Genomic DNA, 16,021 nt, shown 5'->3' with positions numbered 1-16,021 from the left:
GCTACGACGTCGGCACCCCGACCTGTTCCCAGGCCTTCGTGACGGACTGGAGCTCCTCGCCCTCGCCGTACCGGCTCCTGGCCTGGGCGACCGTCAGCTTGGCGAAGTCGGAGAAGCTCGCCTGGGACTGGAGCTCGCCGCCGGTGAGGACGTCGTACCAGATCTGCCCGGCGCGCTCCCAGGCGTGCCCGCCGAGGGCCTGGGCGACCAGGTAGAAGGCGTGGTTGGGGATGCCGGAGTTGATGTGCACACCGCCGTTGTCGCGGCCGGTCTTCACATAGCCGTCCATCGTCGCGGGCTGCGGGTCCTTGCCGAGCACGTCGTCGTCGTACGCCGTGCCGGGCTCCTTCATGGAGCGCAGCGCCTTGCCGGTGACGCGCGGCGCGAGCAGGCCCGCGCCGATCAGCCAGTCGGCGTCGGCGGCGGTCTGGCCGAGCGTGTACTGCTTGATCAGCGAGCCGAAGACGTCCGACATGGACTCGTTCAGGGCACCCGGCTGGCCGAAGTAGGTGAGGTTCGCCGTGTACTGGGTGACGCCGTGGGTCAGCTCGTGGCCGATGACGTCGACCGGGATGGTGAAGTCGAGGAAGATCTCGCCGTCGCCGTCGCCGAACACCATCTGCTCGCCGTTCCAGAAGGCGTTGTTGTAGCCGACGTCGAAGTGGACGCTCGCGTCGAGGGGCAGGCCCTCGCCGTTGATCGAGTTGCGGGCGTAGGCGTTCAGGTAGAGGTCGAAGGTGGCGCCGAGCCCGGCGTAGGCGCGGTTGACCGTGGCGTCCTTGCCGGGCTTGTCGGCCTCGCCGCGGACCTTCTTGCCCGGCAGGTCCTGGTGGTGCTTGGCGTCGTAGATGGTGCGCTGCGGCTTGTCCGCGGGCGCGCCCTGGGGCGGGGCCACGGTGGGCGCGCCGATGACCGTGGTCAGCCGGCGGTGGGTGCGCTCGAAGGCGTCGCGCTCCAGGGTGCGGCGCGCGGGTCCGGCGAGCGTGGGGTCCTCGTGCTGGGCCAGCGTGTCGAGGATGTGGGGCGGCACGATGGTGCAGAAGACAGGCTCGAAGCCTGCCGGGTTCGCGGTCATGCTCGGCACAATTGCACTGAGTCACCCCGCTGTCACTACCGGCGACCAAGATTGTGTGAAATGCGGCGATAAGGAGCCCATCGGTCCGCTCTTCAGTGGTATGAGGGCTCACTCTGAGTGGTATGCCGCACTTTTTGTCTGTTTTCTTCCTTATGTGGTCACGGTCCCGCATACTGATACAGCCCTCCGGAGAGAGTGAGGCTCGGCTAGGCTGCGGAGCATCATGCGTATCGGGCTGCTTCTCCTTAGCTGCCGCGGCGAGGGCCTGTAGTCGAGGCCGACCCCCTCCCCGCGGAGTTCGGCGTTGCGCCGTCGGCCGTCCTTCCGGACACCCTCTGAGGAGCCCACGCATCATGCCGAACTTCCAGCAGTCCACGTCTATGCCGGTCCACAAGTACGGCAAGTACGAGCAGGTGGACATCCCTGACCGCACCTGGCCGGACAAGCGTGTCACCGTCGCCCCCCGCTGGCTGTCCACGGATCTGCGGGACGGCAACCAGGCGCTGATCGACCCGATGTCCCCGGCCCGCAAGCGCGAGATGTTCGACCTGCTCGTGAAGATGGGCTACAAGGAGATCGAGGTCGGTTTCCCGGCCTCAGGACAGACCGACTTCGACTTCGTCCGCTCGATCATCGAGGACGAGACCGCGATCCCGGACGACGTCACGATCTCCGTACTGACCCAGGCCCGCGAGGACCTGATCGAGCGCACGGTGGAGTCCCTGGTCGGCGCCAAGCGCGCCACGGTCCACCTGTACAACGCGACGGCCCCGGTCTTCCGCCGGGTCGTCTTCCGCGGCTCCAAGGACCAGATCAAGCAGATCGCCGTCGACGGCACGCGGCTGGTCATGGAGTACGCCGAGAAGCTGCTCGACGAGCGGACGACGTTCGGCTACCAGTACAGCCCCGAGATCTTCACCGACACCGAGCTGGACTTCGCCCTGGAGGTCTGCGAGGCGGTGATGGACGTCTACCAGCCCGGCCCGGGCCGCGAGATCATCCTCAACCTGCCCGCCACGGTGGAGCGTTCGACGCCGTCCACGCACGCGGACCGCTTCGAGTGGATGTCGCGCCACCTGTCCCGCCGCGAGTACGTCTGCCTGTCCGTCCACCCGCACAACGACCGCGGTACGGCCGTCGCCGCTGCCGAGCTGGCCCTGATGGCCGGCGCCGACCGCATCGAGGGCTGTCTGTTCGGCCAGGGCGAGCGCACCGGCAACGTCGACCTGGTCACCCTGGGCATGAACCTGTTCTCACAGGGCGTCGACCCGCAGATCGACTTCTCGAACATCGACGAGGTCCGCCGCACCGCCGAGTACTGCAACCAGATGGAGGTCCACGCCCGCCACCCCTACGTCGGCGACCTCGTCTACACCTCCTTCTCCGGCTCCCACCAGGACGCCATCAAGAAGGGCTTCGACGCCATGGAGGCGGACGCCGCCGCGAAGGGCGTCACCGTCGACGACATCGAGTGGGCCGTCCCGTACCTGCCGATCGACCCGAAGGACGTCGGCCGTTCGTACGAGGCCGTGATCCGCGTCAACTCGCAGTCCGGCAAGGGCGGTATCGCCTACGTCCTGAAGAACGACCACAAGCTGGACCTGCCGCGCCGGATGCAGATCGAGTTCTCGAAGATCATCCAGGCGAAGACGGACGCCGAGGGCGGCGAGGTCACCCCGAAGGACATCTGGGCGATCTTCCAGGACGAGTACCTGCCGAACCCCGACAACGCGTGGGGCCGTATCCAGGTCAAGGCCGGCCAGACCACGACCGACCGCGACGGGATCGACTCGCTGACCGTCGAGGCCTCGGTGGACGGCGTCGACACGGTCCTGACCGGTACCGGCAACGGTCCGATCTCCGCGTTCTTCGACGCCCTGCAGTCCGTCGGCATCGACGTACGCCTCCTGGACTACCAGGAGCACACGATGAGCGAGGGCGCCTCCGCGCAGGCCGCCTCGTACATCGAGTGCGCGATCGGCGACAAGGTCCTGTGGGGAATCGGCATCGACGCGAATACGACACGCGCGTCGCTGAAGGCCGTGGTCTCCGCGGTCAACCGCGCGTCCCGCTGAGGACTTTGACCGGCACTTTCGGGGCCCCGTCCGCCTTTCGAGGCGGGCGGGGCCCCGTCGTATACCGGCCAATCGCCGTGGAGATCACGGAAAGGTCTCGTCCAAGGTACTGACTCTGCCTCAACAATGTGGCTAACATCACGCCAGCGCGGCGATGTTGCCGCGGCGTTACGGAGGTGTGCGAGCGTGCTGCCAGGATGGGGACGAAACGGTCGTGCAGTGCAGATTTCCCGCATCCTAGGCACCCGTACCGCGTGGACCACCATGGGGGACGGCGAGTTCTTCTGCCCGGGCTGCGGGGGCGACCGCAACTACCAGCGGCTCACCGGCCGGCGCCGCTTCACCCTCCTCGGCGTCCCGGTCCTGCCGCGCGGCGACACGGGACCCGTCGTCGAGTGCGCCGCCTGCGGCCGCCACTACGGCGCGGACGTCCTCGACCATCCGACCACCACCCGCTTCTCCGCGATGCTCCGCGACGCCGTCCACACCGTCGCGCTCGCCGTGCTCGCCGCCGGTGGCGCCTGCTCCCGTACGTCCCTGGCGACCGCGGCGACCGCGGTGCGCTCGGCCGGCTTCGACGACTGCACGGAGGACCAGCTCGGCGCCCTCGTCGAGGCGCTCGCCGCGGACACGGGCCGGATCTTCGGGGAGCCGTGCGGGGCGGGCCTGGCCATAGAGCTGCACGAGGCCCTGGACCCGCTGGCGCCGCACCTCGCCGCGACGGGGCGCGAATCGATCCTGCTCCAGGGCGCCCGGATCGCTCTGGCGGACGGGCCGTACACCCCCGCCGAACGGGACGTCCTCGCCACCGTGGGCGCGGCGCTGACGATCTGTGCGGACGACGTGACGCGACTGCTGGCGGCGGCGCGCACGCCCTCGTAGTGAGGGGACGGGAGTGGCGATAGGTGACTCAGGGTACGGTGTGAGCAACACACCGTAACCGGACCCTCGTGTTGCGCGGGGGAGAGCGGGGACCACCCTGAGCCGCAGCCTCGTCGCCGCCCTGGCCATCGGCCTCCTCGCCGCAGGCGCCGGTGTCGCGTCCGCCGCCGCCCCCGGTCCCCGTACCGAGTGCGCCTCCTCCGTGCCGTACACCGCGGGCGAGGGCGGCTACGACACCTACCGCATCCCGGCGGTCGTCACCACCCGCGCGGGCACGGTGCTCGCCTTCGCCGAGGGGCGGCACGACGGCGCGGGCGACAGCGGCCCCATCGACGTCGTCCTCAGACGCTCCTTCGACGGCGGCTGTACGTGGGGTCCGCTGCGGGTCGTCGCGGCCGGGGACGGGGACACCCGGGGCAACCCGGCGCCGGTCGTGGACCCGCGCACCGGCCGGATCGTCCTGGTCACCTCCTACAACAGCGGCGCGGTGACCGAGGCGCGGATCATGCGGGGCGAGGTCACGGCGCGCCAGGGCCGCCGCGTCTTCGTCCAGACCAGCCGCGACGACGGCGCGCTCTTCTCCGCTCCCCGGGACATCACGGCCCAGGTGAAGCCGCCGGGCTGGCGCTGGTACGCGACGGGCCCCGGCCATGCGATCGCCCTCCGCCACGGCCCGCACGCCGGCCGTCTGGTCGTCCCCGCCAACCACTCCGCCGCCCCGCCCGCGGGCTCGACCGACACCGGCCGGGAAGCCAAGTACTACGGGGCGCACGCGATCTACTCCGACGACGGCGGCCACACCTGGCACCTGGGCTTCACCGACCGCACCCACGACGGCCGGGTCGACGCCAACGAGAGCAGCGCGGCCGAACTCCCCGACGGACGCCTGTACTTCAGCGCCCGCGACCAGGGCGGCACCGCCCCCGGCAACCGCCTCGACACCTACTCCAGCGACGGCGGCGAGACCCTTGACCGCCCCTACGCGATCCAGTCCACCCTGGACGACGTCCCCGTCGTCCAGGGCAGCGTCCTCCAACCCCACGCCCCCCGAGCCCCCTTGCTCTTCTCGGCCCCCTCCGTACCCACCGCCCGCCGCGCGATGACCCTCTGGCGCAGCACGAACGGCGGCGCCACCTTCACCAGGGTGACGACCCTCTCCTCCGCACCGGCCGCCTACTCGGACCTGGTCGACCTCGGGCACGACCGGGTCGGCATCCTGTACGAGACGGGCTCGACGCGACCGTACGACAGGATCGAGTTCCGGCGTCTGCGCCGGACGGGGTAGGTGACGGCGGCGGCGAGTGCGGTGGGGTGGGCGGCCGGGCGATTGAGCACCGTACGACAGGGCCTAGAGCAGGCCCGCCCCCGCCAGGTACTTCCCCACCCGTTCCACCTCCGCCTCCGACAGCGGCACCTGCGGCTCCGCCGTGGCCGGACAGGCGATGACGCCCCGCAGGTGCAGCGCCGCCTTGAACGCCCCGAGCGCCGACGAACCCCCGCCCATCCGGGCCGGATCCCCCACCCCGACCATCCCGAACAGCCCGCACAGCCGCTCCTGTTCGGCCCGCGCCCGCTCCCAGTCGCCCCCTCGGCAGAGCCGGTCGAGCCGTACGTACCCGTGCGGGTCGACGTTGGCGAGACCCGGCACGGCCCCGTCCGCCCCGAGGGCGAGCGCGGAGTCGACGACGAGTTCGGACCCGGTGAGGGCGGTGAAGCCGGTGATGTCGGGGTGGGCGCGGGCGCCCGTGACGACGGCGCGGAAGGCGGCGAGGTCGCCGCTGGAGTCCTTGAGGCCGCTCAGCACGCCCTCCGCGGCGAGGGACAGGACCAGCTCCGCGCCCAGCTTGGTGTGGACGGACACCGGGATGTCGTAGGCGAAGACGGGCACGGACGAACGGGCGGCGACCAGGCGGAAGTGGCGCGCGATCTCCGCCGGATGGGTGCGGGCGTAGAAGGGGGCGGTCGCCACGATCGCGTCCGCGCCCGCCGCCGTCACATACGCCACATGGTCCAGCACCCTCGGCGTGGTCATGTCGATCACCCCGGCCAGCACGGGGAGCCGGCCGCTCACATGGGCGACCACCGTCTCCACCACCAGCCGCCGCTGGGCGTCCGTCAGGAACGCCGCCTCCGAGGACGAGCCAAGGACGAACAGGCCGTCGACGCCCCCTTCCACCAGATGGTCCACGAGCCTGATGAGCGAGGGGACGTCCACCTCGCGGTCCGGTGTCAGAGGCGTGCAGACGGGCGGAACGACACCGGTCAGCGGGGTGGGGATCGGCATGAAGACTCCCTCGGGACGATCAAGGCTGCTGCTGGGCGGGGATGTCGGCCACGGCGGGCGCCGCGGACACGGCCTGGGTCACCAGGTCGCGCGTCGACTGGTCCTCCTCCACAGGATGGTGGCACCGGAAGCGGTGGTCCGGTGTCGACGCGGCCGTGAAGTCCGGCATCGCGCTCGCGCACTCCTCGTCCGCCTTCCAGCAGCGGGTGCGGAACGGGCAGCCGGTGGGTGGGTGCGTGGCCGAGGGCACCGGGCCCACCAGCGGGATCGGGTCGATCGGGTCCAGGAGGCCGGGCGTCGCGGAGAAGAGGGCCCGGGTGTACGGGTGCCGGGCCCGGTCGGTGACCCGGGCGGCCGGGGACTCCTCCACGATCCGGCCGAGGTACATCGTGATCACCCGGTCGCTCATCCTCCGTACCGTCTGGATGTCGTGCGAGACGAAGACCAGGGCCAGGTCCAGGCGCTCCTTCAGGTCCAGCAGGAGGTTGAGGATCTGGGCGCGGACCGAGACGTCCAGCGCGCTCGTCGGCTCGTCGGCCACCACCAGGTCCGGGTCCAGGGCCAGGGCGCGCGCGATGGCCACCCGCTGGCGCTGACCGCCGGACAGCCGGCCGGGCAGGACGTCCGCCAGGGCGTGGGGGAGGCCCACCAGGGACATCAGCTCCCGCACCCGGTCGTCCCGTTCCCGTGCCGTGCCGCGCCGGTGCACGTCGAGGGGGTCCCGCAGGATCCGGCGTACGGGCAGGCGGCGGTTCAGGGCCGTCGACGGGTCCTGGAAGACCATGCCCGTGCTGCCGCCGACGGACGTCCGTCGCTCGGCGGGCCGCATCGACCACAGGTCACGGTCACGGAAGCGCACGGTGCCGGACGTCGGCCGCTGGACGCCCACCAGCACTTTCGCCAGCGTCGACTTCCCGCACCCGGACTCGCCGACGACGCCGACCGTCTCGCCGGGCGCGATGGTGAGGTCGGCGCCGGTCAGGGCGTACACCCGGTCGCGGGTGAACAGGCCGCCGGAGCGGGCCTTGTGGACGACATGGGCGTCGGAGAGGGTGATGAGCGCGTTCACTGGACGGCCTCGCTCTGCGTGGTGATCAGATCGACCGCGGGGTGATGGCACGCGGCCGTGTGTGCCCGGGTGCCCAGCAGGTCGGGCGCCGTCGTCCGGCACACCTCGCTCGCCTGCGGACAGCGGTCGGCGAACCGGCAGCCCGCCGGGAAGTCGGCCGGGGCGGGCACGACCCCCTTGATCTGCGTCATCCGTTCCGCCGCCGACTCCAGGGACAGGACGCTGCCGAGCAGGCCGCGCGTGTAGTGGTGGGCCGGTGCCTCCACCAGGTCCGCCGTCACGCCCGTCTCCACGATCTGACCGCCGTACATCACCACCACTCGGTCCGTGACGTCCGCGACGAGGGCCAGGTCGTGCGAGACGAGGATCAGCGCGAAGCCCAGCTCTTCCCGCAGCTTCAGCAGCAGGGTGATGATCTGCGCCTGGACCGTCACGTCCAGGGCCGTGGTCGGCTCGTCCGCCACGATCAGCTTCGGGCCCCGGGACAGGGCCATCGCGATCAGCACACGCTGGCGCTGGCCGCCGGAGAGCTCGTGGGGGTAGCTGCGCAGGGTGCGTTCGGGGTCGAGACCGACCAGAGCGAGCAGCTCCGCGGGGGTCTGTCTCCCGCCCCGCCGCACCAGCTGCTTCAGCTGCGCCCTGATCGTCATCGCCGGGTTCAGGGACGACAGCGCGTCCTGGTGGACCATCGCCATCTCGTGGCCCAGCAGACGGCGTCGTACGCGCATCGGCTCGCCCACCAACTGGCGCCGGTCGAAGCGGACCTGGCCCCGGACCCGGGCCCCCTTCGGTTCCAGGCCCATCACGGCGAGCGCCGTCAGTGACTTGCCGCAGCCCGACTCGCCGACCAGGCCGAGGACCTCACCGGGGTGCACGTCGAAGCTGATGCCGTCGACGATGTCCACACCGCCGTGCCGGGTGTCGAAGCCGATGGCGAGGTTCTCCACGGAGAGGACCGGCCGGCCGGTGGGCAGGGGGCGGGCCCGGGAGCGCAGGCGGGCGGCGGCCTGTGTCAGACCGGGGAGTTCGAGTACCTCTCCGCTGCCGGGCTCGGGCGCCTCCAGCCGGTCACCGGCGGTCGCCGTCGCCGCCACCTCCCGCGCCGCGGGCGCGGCCCACGCGTCCGAGACGCCCTCGGAGAGGATGTTCAGCGACAGTACGGTGATCAGCATCAGCAGACCCGGGAAGACCGTCGCCCACCAACCGCCGGTCAGCACCATGTTCTTGCCGTCCGCGATGACACTGCCCCAGGACGGGTCGGGCGGCCGGACGCCCGCGCCGATGAAGGACAGCGAGGCTTCGAAGACGATGGCCTCGGCGACCTGGACCGTGCAGAACACCAGCACGGGGGCCGCGCAGTTGACGGCCACATGGCGCAGCACGATGTGCGGGGTGCGGGCGCCGATCACGCGTTCCGCCGTCACGTAGTCCTCGCCGTACTGGTCGAGGACGTTCGCGCGGACCACCCTGGCCACCGACGGGGTGAACAGGAAGGCGATCGCGCAGATCAGCACCGTGATGCCGCCGCCGAAGACGGCGACAAGGACGGCGGCCAGCGCGATGCCGGGGAACGCCATCACGACGTCCAGGCAGCGCATCAGCGTCTCGTCGACGGCCCCCCGCGAGGTCGCGGCGATCGCGCCGAGGAGCGCGCCGACGACGAGGGCGAGCGCGGTGGCGCCCAGGCCGATCGCGAGGGACCAGCGGGCGCCGTACATCAGCCGGCTCAGGATGTCCCGGCCGAGGCTGTCCTGCCCCATCCAGTGACCGCCGGAGGGGGCGCCGGTGCCGCCGGCCTGCGGTTGCTGGTCGAGCGGGTCGTGCGGGGCGAGCAGGGGCGCGAACACGGCCAGCAGGACCACGAGCGTGAGGAAGCCGAGGGCGATCCTGGAGAGGACGGGCAGGCGTCGCAGCCGGATGCCGGGCCGGGCGAGGCCCTCGGTGAGACGTCGGCGGGAGAGCGGGGGGATCATCACGTGGCATCCCTCAGTCGCGGATTGACCAGCAGATACAGGATGTCGATGACGAGGTTCACGACCACGAACCCGGTGGCCGTGGTCAGGACGACGCCCTGGACGACCGCCGGGTCGCCGTTCTTCACGGCGTCGATCATCAGCTTGCCCATCCCGGGAAGCGAGAAGATCGTCTCGATGACGACCGCGCCCCCGAGCAGATAGCCGACGCGCAGGCCGAGCACGGTCAGCGGGTTGATCAGCGCGTTGCGGAGCACATTGCGGCCGACCACGACCACCGGCGGCAGTCCGCTGCCGATCGCCGTCCGGACGTAGTCCTTGTCCAGCTCCTCTACCACGGCCGTGCGCACGATCCGGGTGAGCTGGGCGGCGACCGGGAGGGAGAGCGCGAAGGCGGGGAGCGTCATCGTCTTCAGCCAGCCGATCGGCGAGTCACCGGGGTTGATGTATCCGCCGGTCGGGAACCAGCCCCGGTCCACGGCCAGGTACTGGATCATCAGCAGCGCCAGCCAGAAGCCGGGCGCCGCGACCCCGGTCAGCGACACGACCCGGATGACCTGGTCGGGCAGCCGGTCGCGGTGGATCGCGGCGGTGACCCCGCCGAGCAGCGCGAGCACCACCGCGATGGCGAGGCCCAGGAAGGTGAGCTGGAGGGTGAGCGGCAGCGCGGTGGTGACCTGGTCGACGACCGGCGCCCGGGTCAGCGCGCTGGTGCCCAGGTCGCCGTGGAGCAGATCGCCGATGAAGTGGACGTAACGCACCGGGAGGGGGTCGAGCAGGCCGTTCCGCTGCCGGAAGTCGTGCAGTTGCCGAGGGGTCGGGTTGGCGCCCTGGAAGAACGCGGACGCCGGATCGACGTCCGAGAACCGCATCACCAGGAACACGAACAGCACGATGCCGAGCATCAGCGGCACGAGCAGGGCGACACGGCGGGCCAGGATGCGGACGATGGCCGTCATCTACGTCAGGCCCACTTGGCCTGAAGGAGGTTGACGCCCGGATAGGGCTGGGCCCTGACGCCCGTGAGCTTCCTGGGGTCCCAGGCCGTCATCAGCTCGTTGTGCACGACCGGGTAGAGCACGGCCTGTTCGGCGACGACGTCGATGTAGTCCTGGATCATCGTCTTCTTCTTGTCGGCGTCCGGCTCCCGTGTCGCCAGGTCCATGTCCTTGAAGAGCTGCTTCGCGACCGGGTCGCCCGCCCACCGGGCGTACTGCATCCACAGGTTCTCGGGGCCGTAGTTGTAGTGCATGATCAGGTCGGCGTCGAGGCCGAACTGGTTGGGGTTCGAGGCGGCGGCCACCACCTGGTAGTCCTGCTTCTGGTCCATCTTCGTGAAGACGGCCGTCGTCTCCTGCGGCGAGAGCGTGGTCTCGACGCCGATCGCGTCCCAGGACGCCTTGATGGTCGGCAGGCAGTCGACGATCCAGCTGACGTTCACGGACAGGATCTCGATCTTCAGCCCGGAGACCCCGGCGGCCTTCAGTAGCTGCTCGGCCTTCTGCGGGTCGTAGCCGTACACGGTCTTCGCCGGCCGGTAGGCCGGGTTCCCCTCGTTGAGGAACGAGCTCGACGGCTTGCCGTGTCCGTGCAGGGCGACCTCGACCATCTTGCCGGTGTCGATGGCGTAGTGCAGGGCCTGGCGCACCCGTACGTCGTCGAAGGGCTTGTGCGTGGTGTTGAACATCAGGAAGAGGTTGTTCATCCCCGCGCCGCCCTCGACGGTCATGCCGCCCTTCCTCAGCTGCTCGATGTTGGCGTACGGGATGTTGTCGGCGATCTGGGCCCCGGCACTCGCGCCCGAGATCTTCGCGACGCGCGGGGCCGCGTCCACGATCGTCAGCCAGTTCATCTTCTTGAAGGCCGGTTCGCGCGGGCCGTTGTAGGCGGCGAACGCCTCGAAGGTGGTGTTCGACTTGGGGTGGTGGGCGGTCTGCCGGTACGGCCCCGAGCCCACCGCCTTCCCCTTGATCGCGTCGTCCCAGGCACCGGGCCGGGAGAAGACGTGCTGGGGCATGATCTTGGCGAGGGTGAGCCGCGCGATGCCTTCCGGGAAGGGGAACTTCAGCACCAGTTCGACGTTGGAGGCGTCGATCTTCCGGACCTCCTTCAGCCAGCTCGCGAAGAAGCCCTTGCCGAGGGTCTGCGTCTTCGGGTCGAGGATCCGGTCGAAGACGAAGACCACGTCGTCGGCGGTGACGGGCTTCCCGTCGTGGAAGGTGGCCCCGGCCCGCAGTGTGAACTTCCAGGACGTACCGCTGAGATCGCCCGGCACCTGGGTCGCGAGCGCCGCGTACGGCTCGCGCGAGATGGGGTCCGTGTCCAGCAGGCCTTCGTAGATGTGGTTGTTGGCCGCCATGGCGAAGGCGGACGCGGTCTGTGTCGGGTCCCAACTCCCGTCGTTCCCGTAGCCGATGACGGCGGTGAGCGTCGCGTCCTTGCCGCCCTTCCCGCCGCCGGTGTCATTGGTGGACTGCGGCCCGGACGAGCAGGCCGCCAGCGAGGAGGAGAAGGCCCCGGCCGCGGCGAGGGCGCCGGAGTACTTCAGGAAACGTCGGCGGTGCAGCGCCGAGTGGTCGGTCACGTCGCGCACGGTTCCTCCAGAGAGAGGCGGGAGATACGACGTCCTACGTCATGGTGGGCAGCGTGACCATAAGAGGGCCCGTGAGGACGGTCAAGGCGTCGCACACGAAGGGCGTATCTTCCAGAGGTGCGACCAATGAAGCCCTGAAACAGGGGTAGTTGGTGCTGAATCCGCCCGGAGGTGGGACGTCGGATGTCCAGTGAGCGTACGATGCGGCGCATGTCTGAGGAGACCGGGAACCGGCGCGGGCCCGAGCGCAGGTCCGAGCGCCGGGTGAGCAGTCAGATCCAGCGCGAGGTCATGCAGCTGATCCTCGACCGCAGACTCCAGGCGGGCGCCCCGCTGCCCACCGAGACCGAGCTGATGCAGGACCTCGGCGTCAGCCGCAACTCCGTCCGCGAGGCCCTCAAGGCCCTGCAGGCCCTCGACATAGTCGACATCCGGCACGGTTACGGCACCTACGTCGGCGAGGCCTCGCTGACCCCCTTCGTCGACGGCCTCACCTTCCGCACGCTCGCCCAGCCCGACGACAAGAACGAGACCGGGGCGCTCGCGGAGATCCTCCAGGTACGGGAGGTGCTGGAGGAGGGGCTGATACGCCGGGTCGCGGCCGTGCTCACCGAGCCGGAGCTCGACCGCCTCGAAGCGGTCGTGGCCGAGATGGAGGAGGCGGGCCGCTCAGGCCGCCCCTTCCCCGAACTCGACCGCGAATTCCACGAGTTGCTGTACGCCTCACTCGGCAACGCACTCGTGCCGCAGCTCCTGGGCGCCTTCTGGACCGTCTTCAGCCGGGTCGCCGGCATACGCGGCTGGACCGACGACCCGTCCCCCGAGCTGACCGTCCGCCGCCATCGCGACATCGTCACCGCCCTGCGCGCCCGGGACGTGGAGGCCGCCCAAGGCGCGATGGCCGACCACTTCCGCGGCATCGAGGCGAGGGCGGCCCAGGAGTCCAGGGGAGTGGGCTGACTACTGGGTCCTGTCCGGCCCCAGGTCCTGTCCGGCCCCTAGGCGGTGGCCAGGCGCCACACCTGGAGTTCCTTCGTGTCCTCGGCGACCGTGTACCAGCTGCCGTCGCCCAGGGGGTTGGGCACGCCGGATATCGGGAGCGGGTAGGTGATCTCGCCGAGCAGCCGCATGTCCCGTACGTCGACCAGCCAGTGCCGCCCCGCCCCGTACTCCTCGTCGGCCTCGCTCGTGCCCGCGATGACGGTGTGCTCGTCGAGGAAGCCGCCGTAGTAGTCCCAGCGCACTTCGGGCTCGTCGTTGTCCGGGTGCAGGGCGGGGTGATCCGGAATGACCTCCTCCGCGTCCAGCTCCGACACCACCGAGCCGTCCTCGGCCCGGTGCAGGGACAGGAGCTCCTGATAGTGGGTCACGGTCAGGAAGTGCTCACCCGACGGGCTCACGGCGAGCAGACACCGGTCGTCGTCGATCCGTTCGACGGAGAGCCGCTCGCCGTCCCAGCGGCCCCACAGCAGCGGAGCCCCGTCCTGTCCCTCGCCGACGCTCAGCCCCATCTGTCCGGGGTCCGGGTGCGACACGTGCCCCGAACCGGCGGCCACGGTCTGGGTGTCCGCCTGTCCGAGGACCGTCCCGTCCGTGGCGTCCAGCACCAGCCACTCCTCGATCACGTCCGGATCCTCGTCCCCCGCCGCGAGCGGCCCGCGGACATGGGCCCACACGAGCTTGCCGTCCGCGGAGAAGACCACCGAGCCGCTGTCGGCGTACAAGTGCCCGCGACTGTCGCCGTTTCCACCGTATTCGTCGAACGAGGCGTGCATCTCCTGGCAGCTCCCCTCCCAGCAGCCGTGCCGCACCTCCCACAGGGTGGTGCCCCGCCGGTCCACCGCCCGCACCGCGTGCACGCCCGCGAAGACGGCGACGTCCAGCCCCGGCGACACGGTGCACGTGCCGAAACGCCGCGGCCACGGCCTGGGGAAGCGGGCCACCGACGCCTCACCCGCGAGCGCCGCGGCCAGGTCGTACGCGGCCACCTGGGTGTCATCGCTCTGGAGGATCAGCGTCCGGCCCGGCAGGCACCGCTCTCCTGGGAAGCCGGCCGTGGCCGACTCCAGCGGGCCTGCGAGCGTGGTGACGAGACGGGCGCTCGCGGACATGGTTCCTCCAGTGCGCGTGATGCCGTACGGCGTTGTGTGCGTGGGGTGCACAGTACGGCCGCCCACTGACAAACCCGAACGCGCCTGTCCCGTACGGTCTTTCACACGTCCCGGCGGTCCACCGCCACCACGACGATCACCGCCGACACCACCGCCCACGCCCCCAGCACCATCCAACTGCCCGTCACCGTCGCCCCGTAGCGCGGGAGCCGGGTGAAGGGATCGCGGCCGTAGGCGATGTCGGTCAGCCGCGTCCAGGCGTTGACGGGCATGGCGTGCCGTAGGGCGGCCGTCCAGCGGTAGCGGTCGGTGATGAAGCTGGGGACGAGGAGCAGGACGGCGGTGACGGCGACCATCGTGCTCGCGCTGTGCCGGATCAGGGCTCCCAGGGCCATGCCCGCCAGCGCGCAGACCGGGGCGAGCAGCGCGGAGGCGACGACCACGCGCAGGGCACCGAAGTGGGTGATCGACACCGAGGCGTGACGGGTGGTGAGGATCGCCTGCGTCGAGGCGAAGGAGGCACTCGCGACGAACGCGCCGTACAGCGTCATGACCGTCGTCACCACCACGACCTTCGCCGCCATCACGGCGCGCCGGTCCGGGACGGCCGCGAGGGTCGTGCGGATCAGGCCCGTCGAGTACTCCCCGACGACCGTGATCGCGCCGATGCTCGCCGCCGCGAGGATCAGGATCAGTGCCGTTCCGTCGGTGAAGGCGTCGCGCAAGGCCAACTCCCAGGCGAAGGAGCGCATCTGGGGGTTGAAGCGTGGATAGTCGTGCGCGTGCACCCGTGCCGCGTTGGCGTTGAAGCCGATGACGGCGAAGGCGCCCGCGCCGAGTGCCCAGTAGGTCGAGCGCAGGGACCGGAGTTTGATCCACTCGGCGGCGAGGAGATCGGTGAACCGCGCGGCGGGGTGCGCGGGAGCGGGGGTGAGGGCGAGCGTGGTCATCGGGCGTCTCCGGCGAGGAACTCGGTGCTTTCGGCGGTCAGTTCCATGAAGGCGGCCTCCAGGGACGCGGTCTGCGGGGTCAGTTCCTCGAGCAGGATCCGGTGGTGGAGGGCGAGTTCACCGATGCGGGCCGTGCTCAGGGCGGTCACCTTGAGGGTCCGGTCGTCGTACGGCGCCACCGCCGCGCCCTCCTCGGACAGCACGGCCGTGAGCTTCACGAGGTCCGGCGTCCGCACGGTCACCGTCGGCCGGGTGCCGCGCGCCGCGAACGCGGTCACGCTCTCCGCGGCGATCAGCTCACCCCGGCCGATGACGATCAGCTCGTCAGCGGTGTGCTCCATCTCGGACATCAGATGACTGGAGACGAAGACGGTACGGCCCTCGGCCGCGAGCCTGCGAAAAAGCTCCCGCACCCACAACACACCCTCCGGATCGAGCCCGTTGAGGGGTTCGTCGAAGAGCAGCACCGGAGGTTCGCCGAGCAGCGCGGTGGCGATGCCGAGCCGCTGCCGCATGCCCAGCGAGAACCCGTCGACCCGGCGCCGCGCCGCCGCCCCCGCGAGTCCCACCTCCTCCAGCACCTCGTCGACCCGGCTCCGGGGGATGCGATTGCTGCGCGCCAGCGCCTCCAGATGGGCCCGCGCGCTGCGCCCGCCGTGCACATCGCCCGCGTCGAGCAGCGCGCCCACGTGCCGCAGCCCGCGCGGATGGCGCCGGAACGGCTGTCCGCCGATCATCGCGCTCCCGCCGGTCGGGCCGATCAGGCCGAGCAGCATGCGCAGCGTCGTCGTCTTGCCCGCGCCGTTCGGGCCGAGGAACCCGGTGACGTGCCCCGGGCGTACCTGGAACGTCAGATTCCGTACGGCGGTGGTGTCGCCGTACCGTTTGGTCAGTTCGTTGACTTCGATCACACGGACCACCGTCTCGTCGGCGCCCCGCCGCGCGGTATCGCCCGGTGGCCGACACTCTCCCCGTCCGGTGTCGACCAGGGGTGTACGTCCACGGACCG

13 protein-coding genes are annotated in these 16,021 nt (G+C 70.7%); 4 read left to right on the top strand and 9 right to left on the bottom strand.

What is annotated here, in order from left to right:
• Nucleotide 1: 1 nt before the first annotated feature.
• Nucleotides 2-1,075, bottom strand: a complete 1,074-nt coding sequence (locus ACFZDJ_RS04745; protein ID WP_384905537.1) for a M4 family metallopeptidase — start codon at nt 1,073-1,075, stop codon at nt 2-4.
• 353 nt (nt 1,076-1,428) lie between these two features.
• On the opposite strand from ACFZDJ_RS04745, the gene leuA reads away from it, so the two are divergent.
• The 3 genes from leuA (at nt 1,429) to ACFZDJ_RS04730 (ending at nt 5,317) form a co-directional block, all read left to right on the top strand.
• On the top strand, nt 1,429-3,150 hold the full coding sequence (gene leuA / locus ACFZDJ_RS04740; protein WP_384905535.1) for a 2-isopropylmalate synthase: 1,722 nt from the start codon (nt 1,429-1,431) through the stop codon (nt 3,148-3,150).
• A 186-nt stretch (nt 3,151-3,336) separates the two neighbouring features.
• On the top strand, nt 3,337-4,032 hold the full coding sequence (locus ACFZDJ_RS04735; protein ID WP_054235464.1) for a TerB family tellurite resistance protein: 696 nt from the start codon (nt 3,337-3,339) through the stop codon (nt 4,030-4,032).
• Between the two features lie 127 nt (nt 4,033-4,159).
• On the top strand, nt 4,160-5,317 hold the full coding sequence (locus ACFZDJ_RS04730; protein WP_391056846.1) for an exo-alpha-sialidase: 1,158 nt from the start codon (nt 4,160-4,162) through the stop codon (nt 5,315-5,317).
• Nucleotides 5,318-5,380: 63 nt separating this feature from the next.
• Here ACFZDJ_RS04730 and ACFZDJ_RS04725 read toward each other — a convergent pair whose 3' ends face one another.
• The 5 genes from ACFZDJ_RS04725 to ACFZDJ_RS04705 are packed head-to-tail and all read right to left on the bottom strand — an operon-like array spanning nt 5,381 to nt 11,951.
• Nucleotides 5,381-6,316, bottom strand: a complete 936-nt coding sequence (locus ACFZDJ_RS04725) for a dihydrodipicolinate synthase family protein (RefSeq protein WP_168508588.1) — start codon at nt 6,314-6,316, stop codon at nt 5,381-5,383.
• A gap of 19 nt (nt 6,317-6,335) precedes the next feature.
• The gene (locus ACFZDJ_RS04720; protein WP_390927486.1) at nt 6,336-7,385 is read right to left on the bottom strand and encodes an oligopeptide/dipeptide ABC transporter ATP-binding protein; all 1,050 of its coding nucleotides are present in this window, start codon (nt 7,383-7,385) and stop codon (nt 6,336-6,338) included.
• Entirely contained in the window at nt 7,382-9,358 is a 1,977-nt protein-coding gene (locus ACFZDJ_RS04715; protein WP_391056842.1) for an oligopeptide/dipeptide ABC transporter ATP-binding protein, read from the bottom strand. The genes ACFZDJ_RS04720 and ACFZDJ_RS04715 overlap by 4 nt, the downstream gene beginning before the upstream one ends.
• Complete coding sequence (locus ACFZDJ_RS04710; RefSeq protein ID WP_384905527.1) at nt 9,358-10,317, bottom strand: ABC transporter permease; 960 nt, start codon at nt 10,315-10,317, stop codon at nt 9,358-9,360. Before ACFZDJ_RS04710 ends, ACFZDJ_RS04715 begins: the two co-directional genes overlap by 1 nt.
• A gap of 5 nt (nt 10,318-10,322) precedes the next feature.
• A complete protein-coding gene (locus ACFZDJ_RS04705) occupies nt 10,323-11,951 on the bottom strand; it encodes an ABC transporter substrate-binding protein (RefSeq protein WP_391056095.1) in 1,629 nt (542 codons plus the stop codon).
• A 210-nt stretch (nt 11,952-12,161) separates the two neighbouring features.
• Between ACFZDJ_RS04705 and ACFZDJ_RS04700 the strand changes: the two genes are divergently transcribed.
• Complete coding sequence (locus ACFZDJ_RS04700; RefSeq protein ID WP_391056092.1) at nt 12,162-12,911, top strand: FCD domain-containing protein; 750 nt, start codon at nt 12,162-12,164, stop codon at nt 12,909-12,911.
• Nucleotides 12,912-12,949: 38 nt separating this feature from the next.
• On the opposite strand, the gene ACFZDJ_RS04695 is transcribed toward ACFZDJ_RS04700, so the two are convergent.
• From ACFZDJ_RS04695 to ACFZDJ_RS04685, 3 genes are all read right to left on the bottom strand, one after another.
• A complete protein-coding gene (locus ACFZDJ_RS04695; RefSeq protein WP_390927492.1) occupies nt 12,950-14,062 on the bottom strand; it encodes a hypothetical protein in 1,113 nt (370 codons plus the stop codon).
• Between the two features lie 101 nt (nt 14,063-14,163).
• The gene (locus ACFZDJ_RS04690; protein WP_391056090.1) at nt 14,164-15,012 is read right to left on the bottom strand and encodes an ABC transporter permease subunit; all 849 of its coding nucleotides are present in this window, start codon (nt 15,010-15,012) and stop codon (nt 14,164-14,166) included.
• Nucleotides 15,009-15,923 (bottom strand): ATP-binding cassette domain-containing protein, encoded by a 915-nt coding sequence (locus ACFZDJ_RS04685; protein ID WP_391056088.1) that lies wholly within the window; start codon nt 15,921-15,923, stop codon nt 15,009-15,011. The genes ACFZDJ_RS04690 and ACFZDJ_RS04685 overlap by 4 nt, the downstream gene beginning before the upstream one ends.
• Nucleotides 15,924-16,021 lie beyond the last annotated feature (98 nt).

It is taken from the genome of Streptomyces sp. NPDC007896 (genome assembly GCF_042959425.1).
Lineage (GTDB): Bacteria > Actinomycetota > Actinomycetes > Streptomycetales > Streptomycetaceae > Streptomyces.
This window is presented reverse-complemented; position numbering and strand designations above follow the sequence as displayed.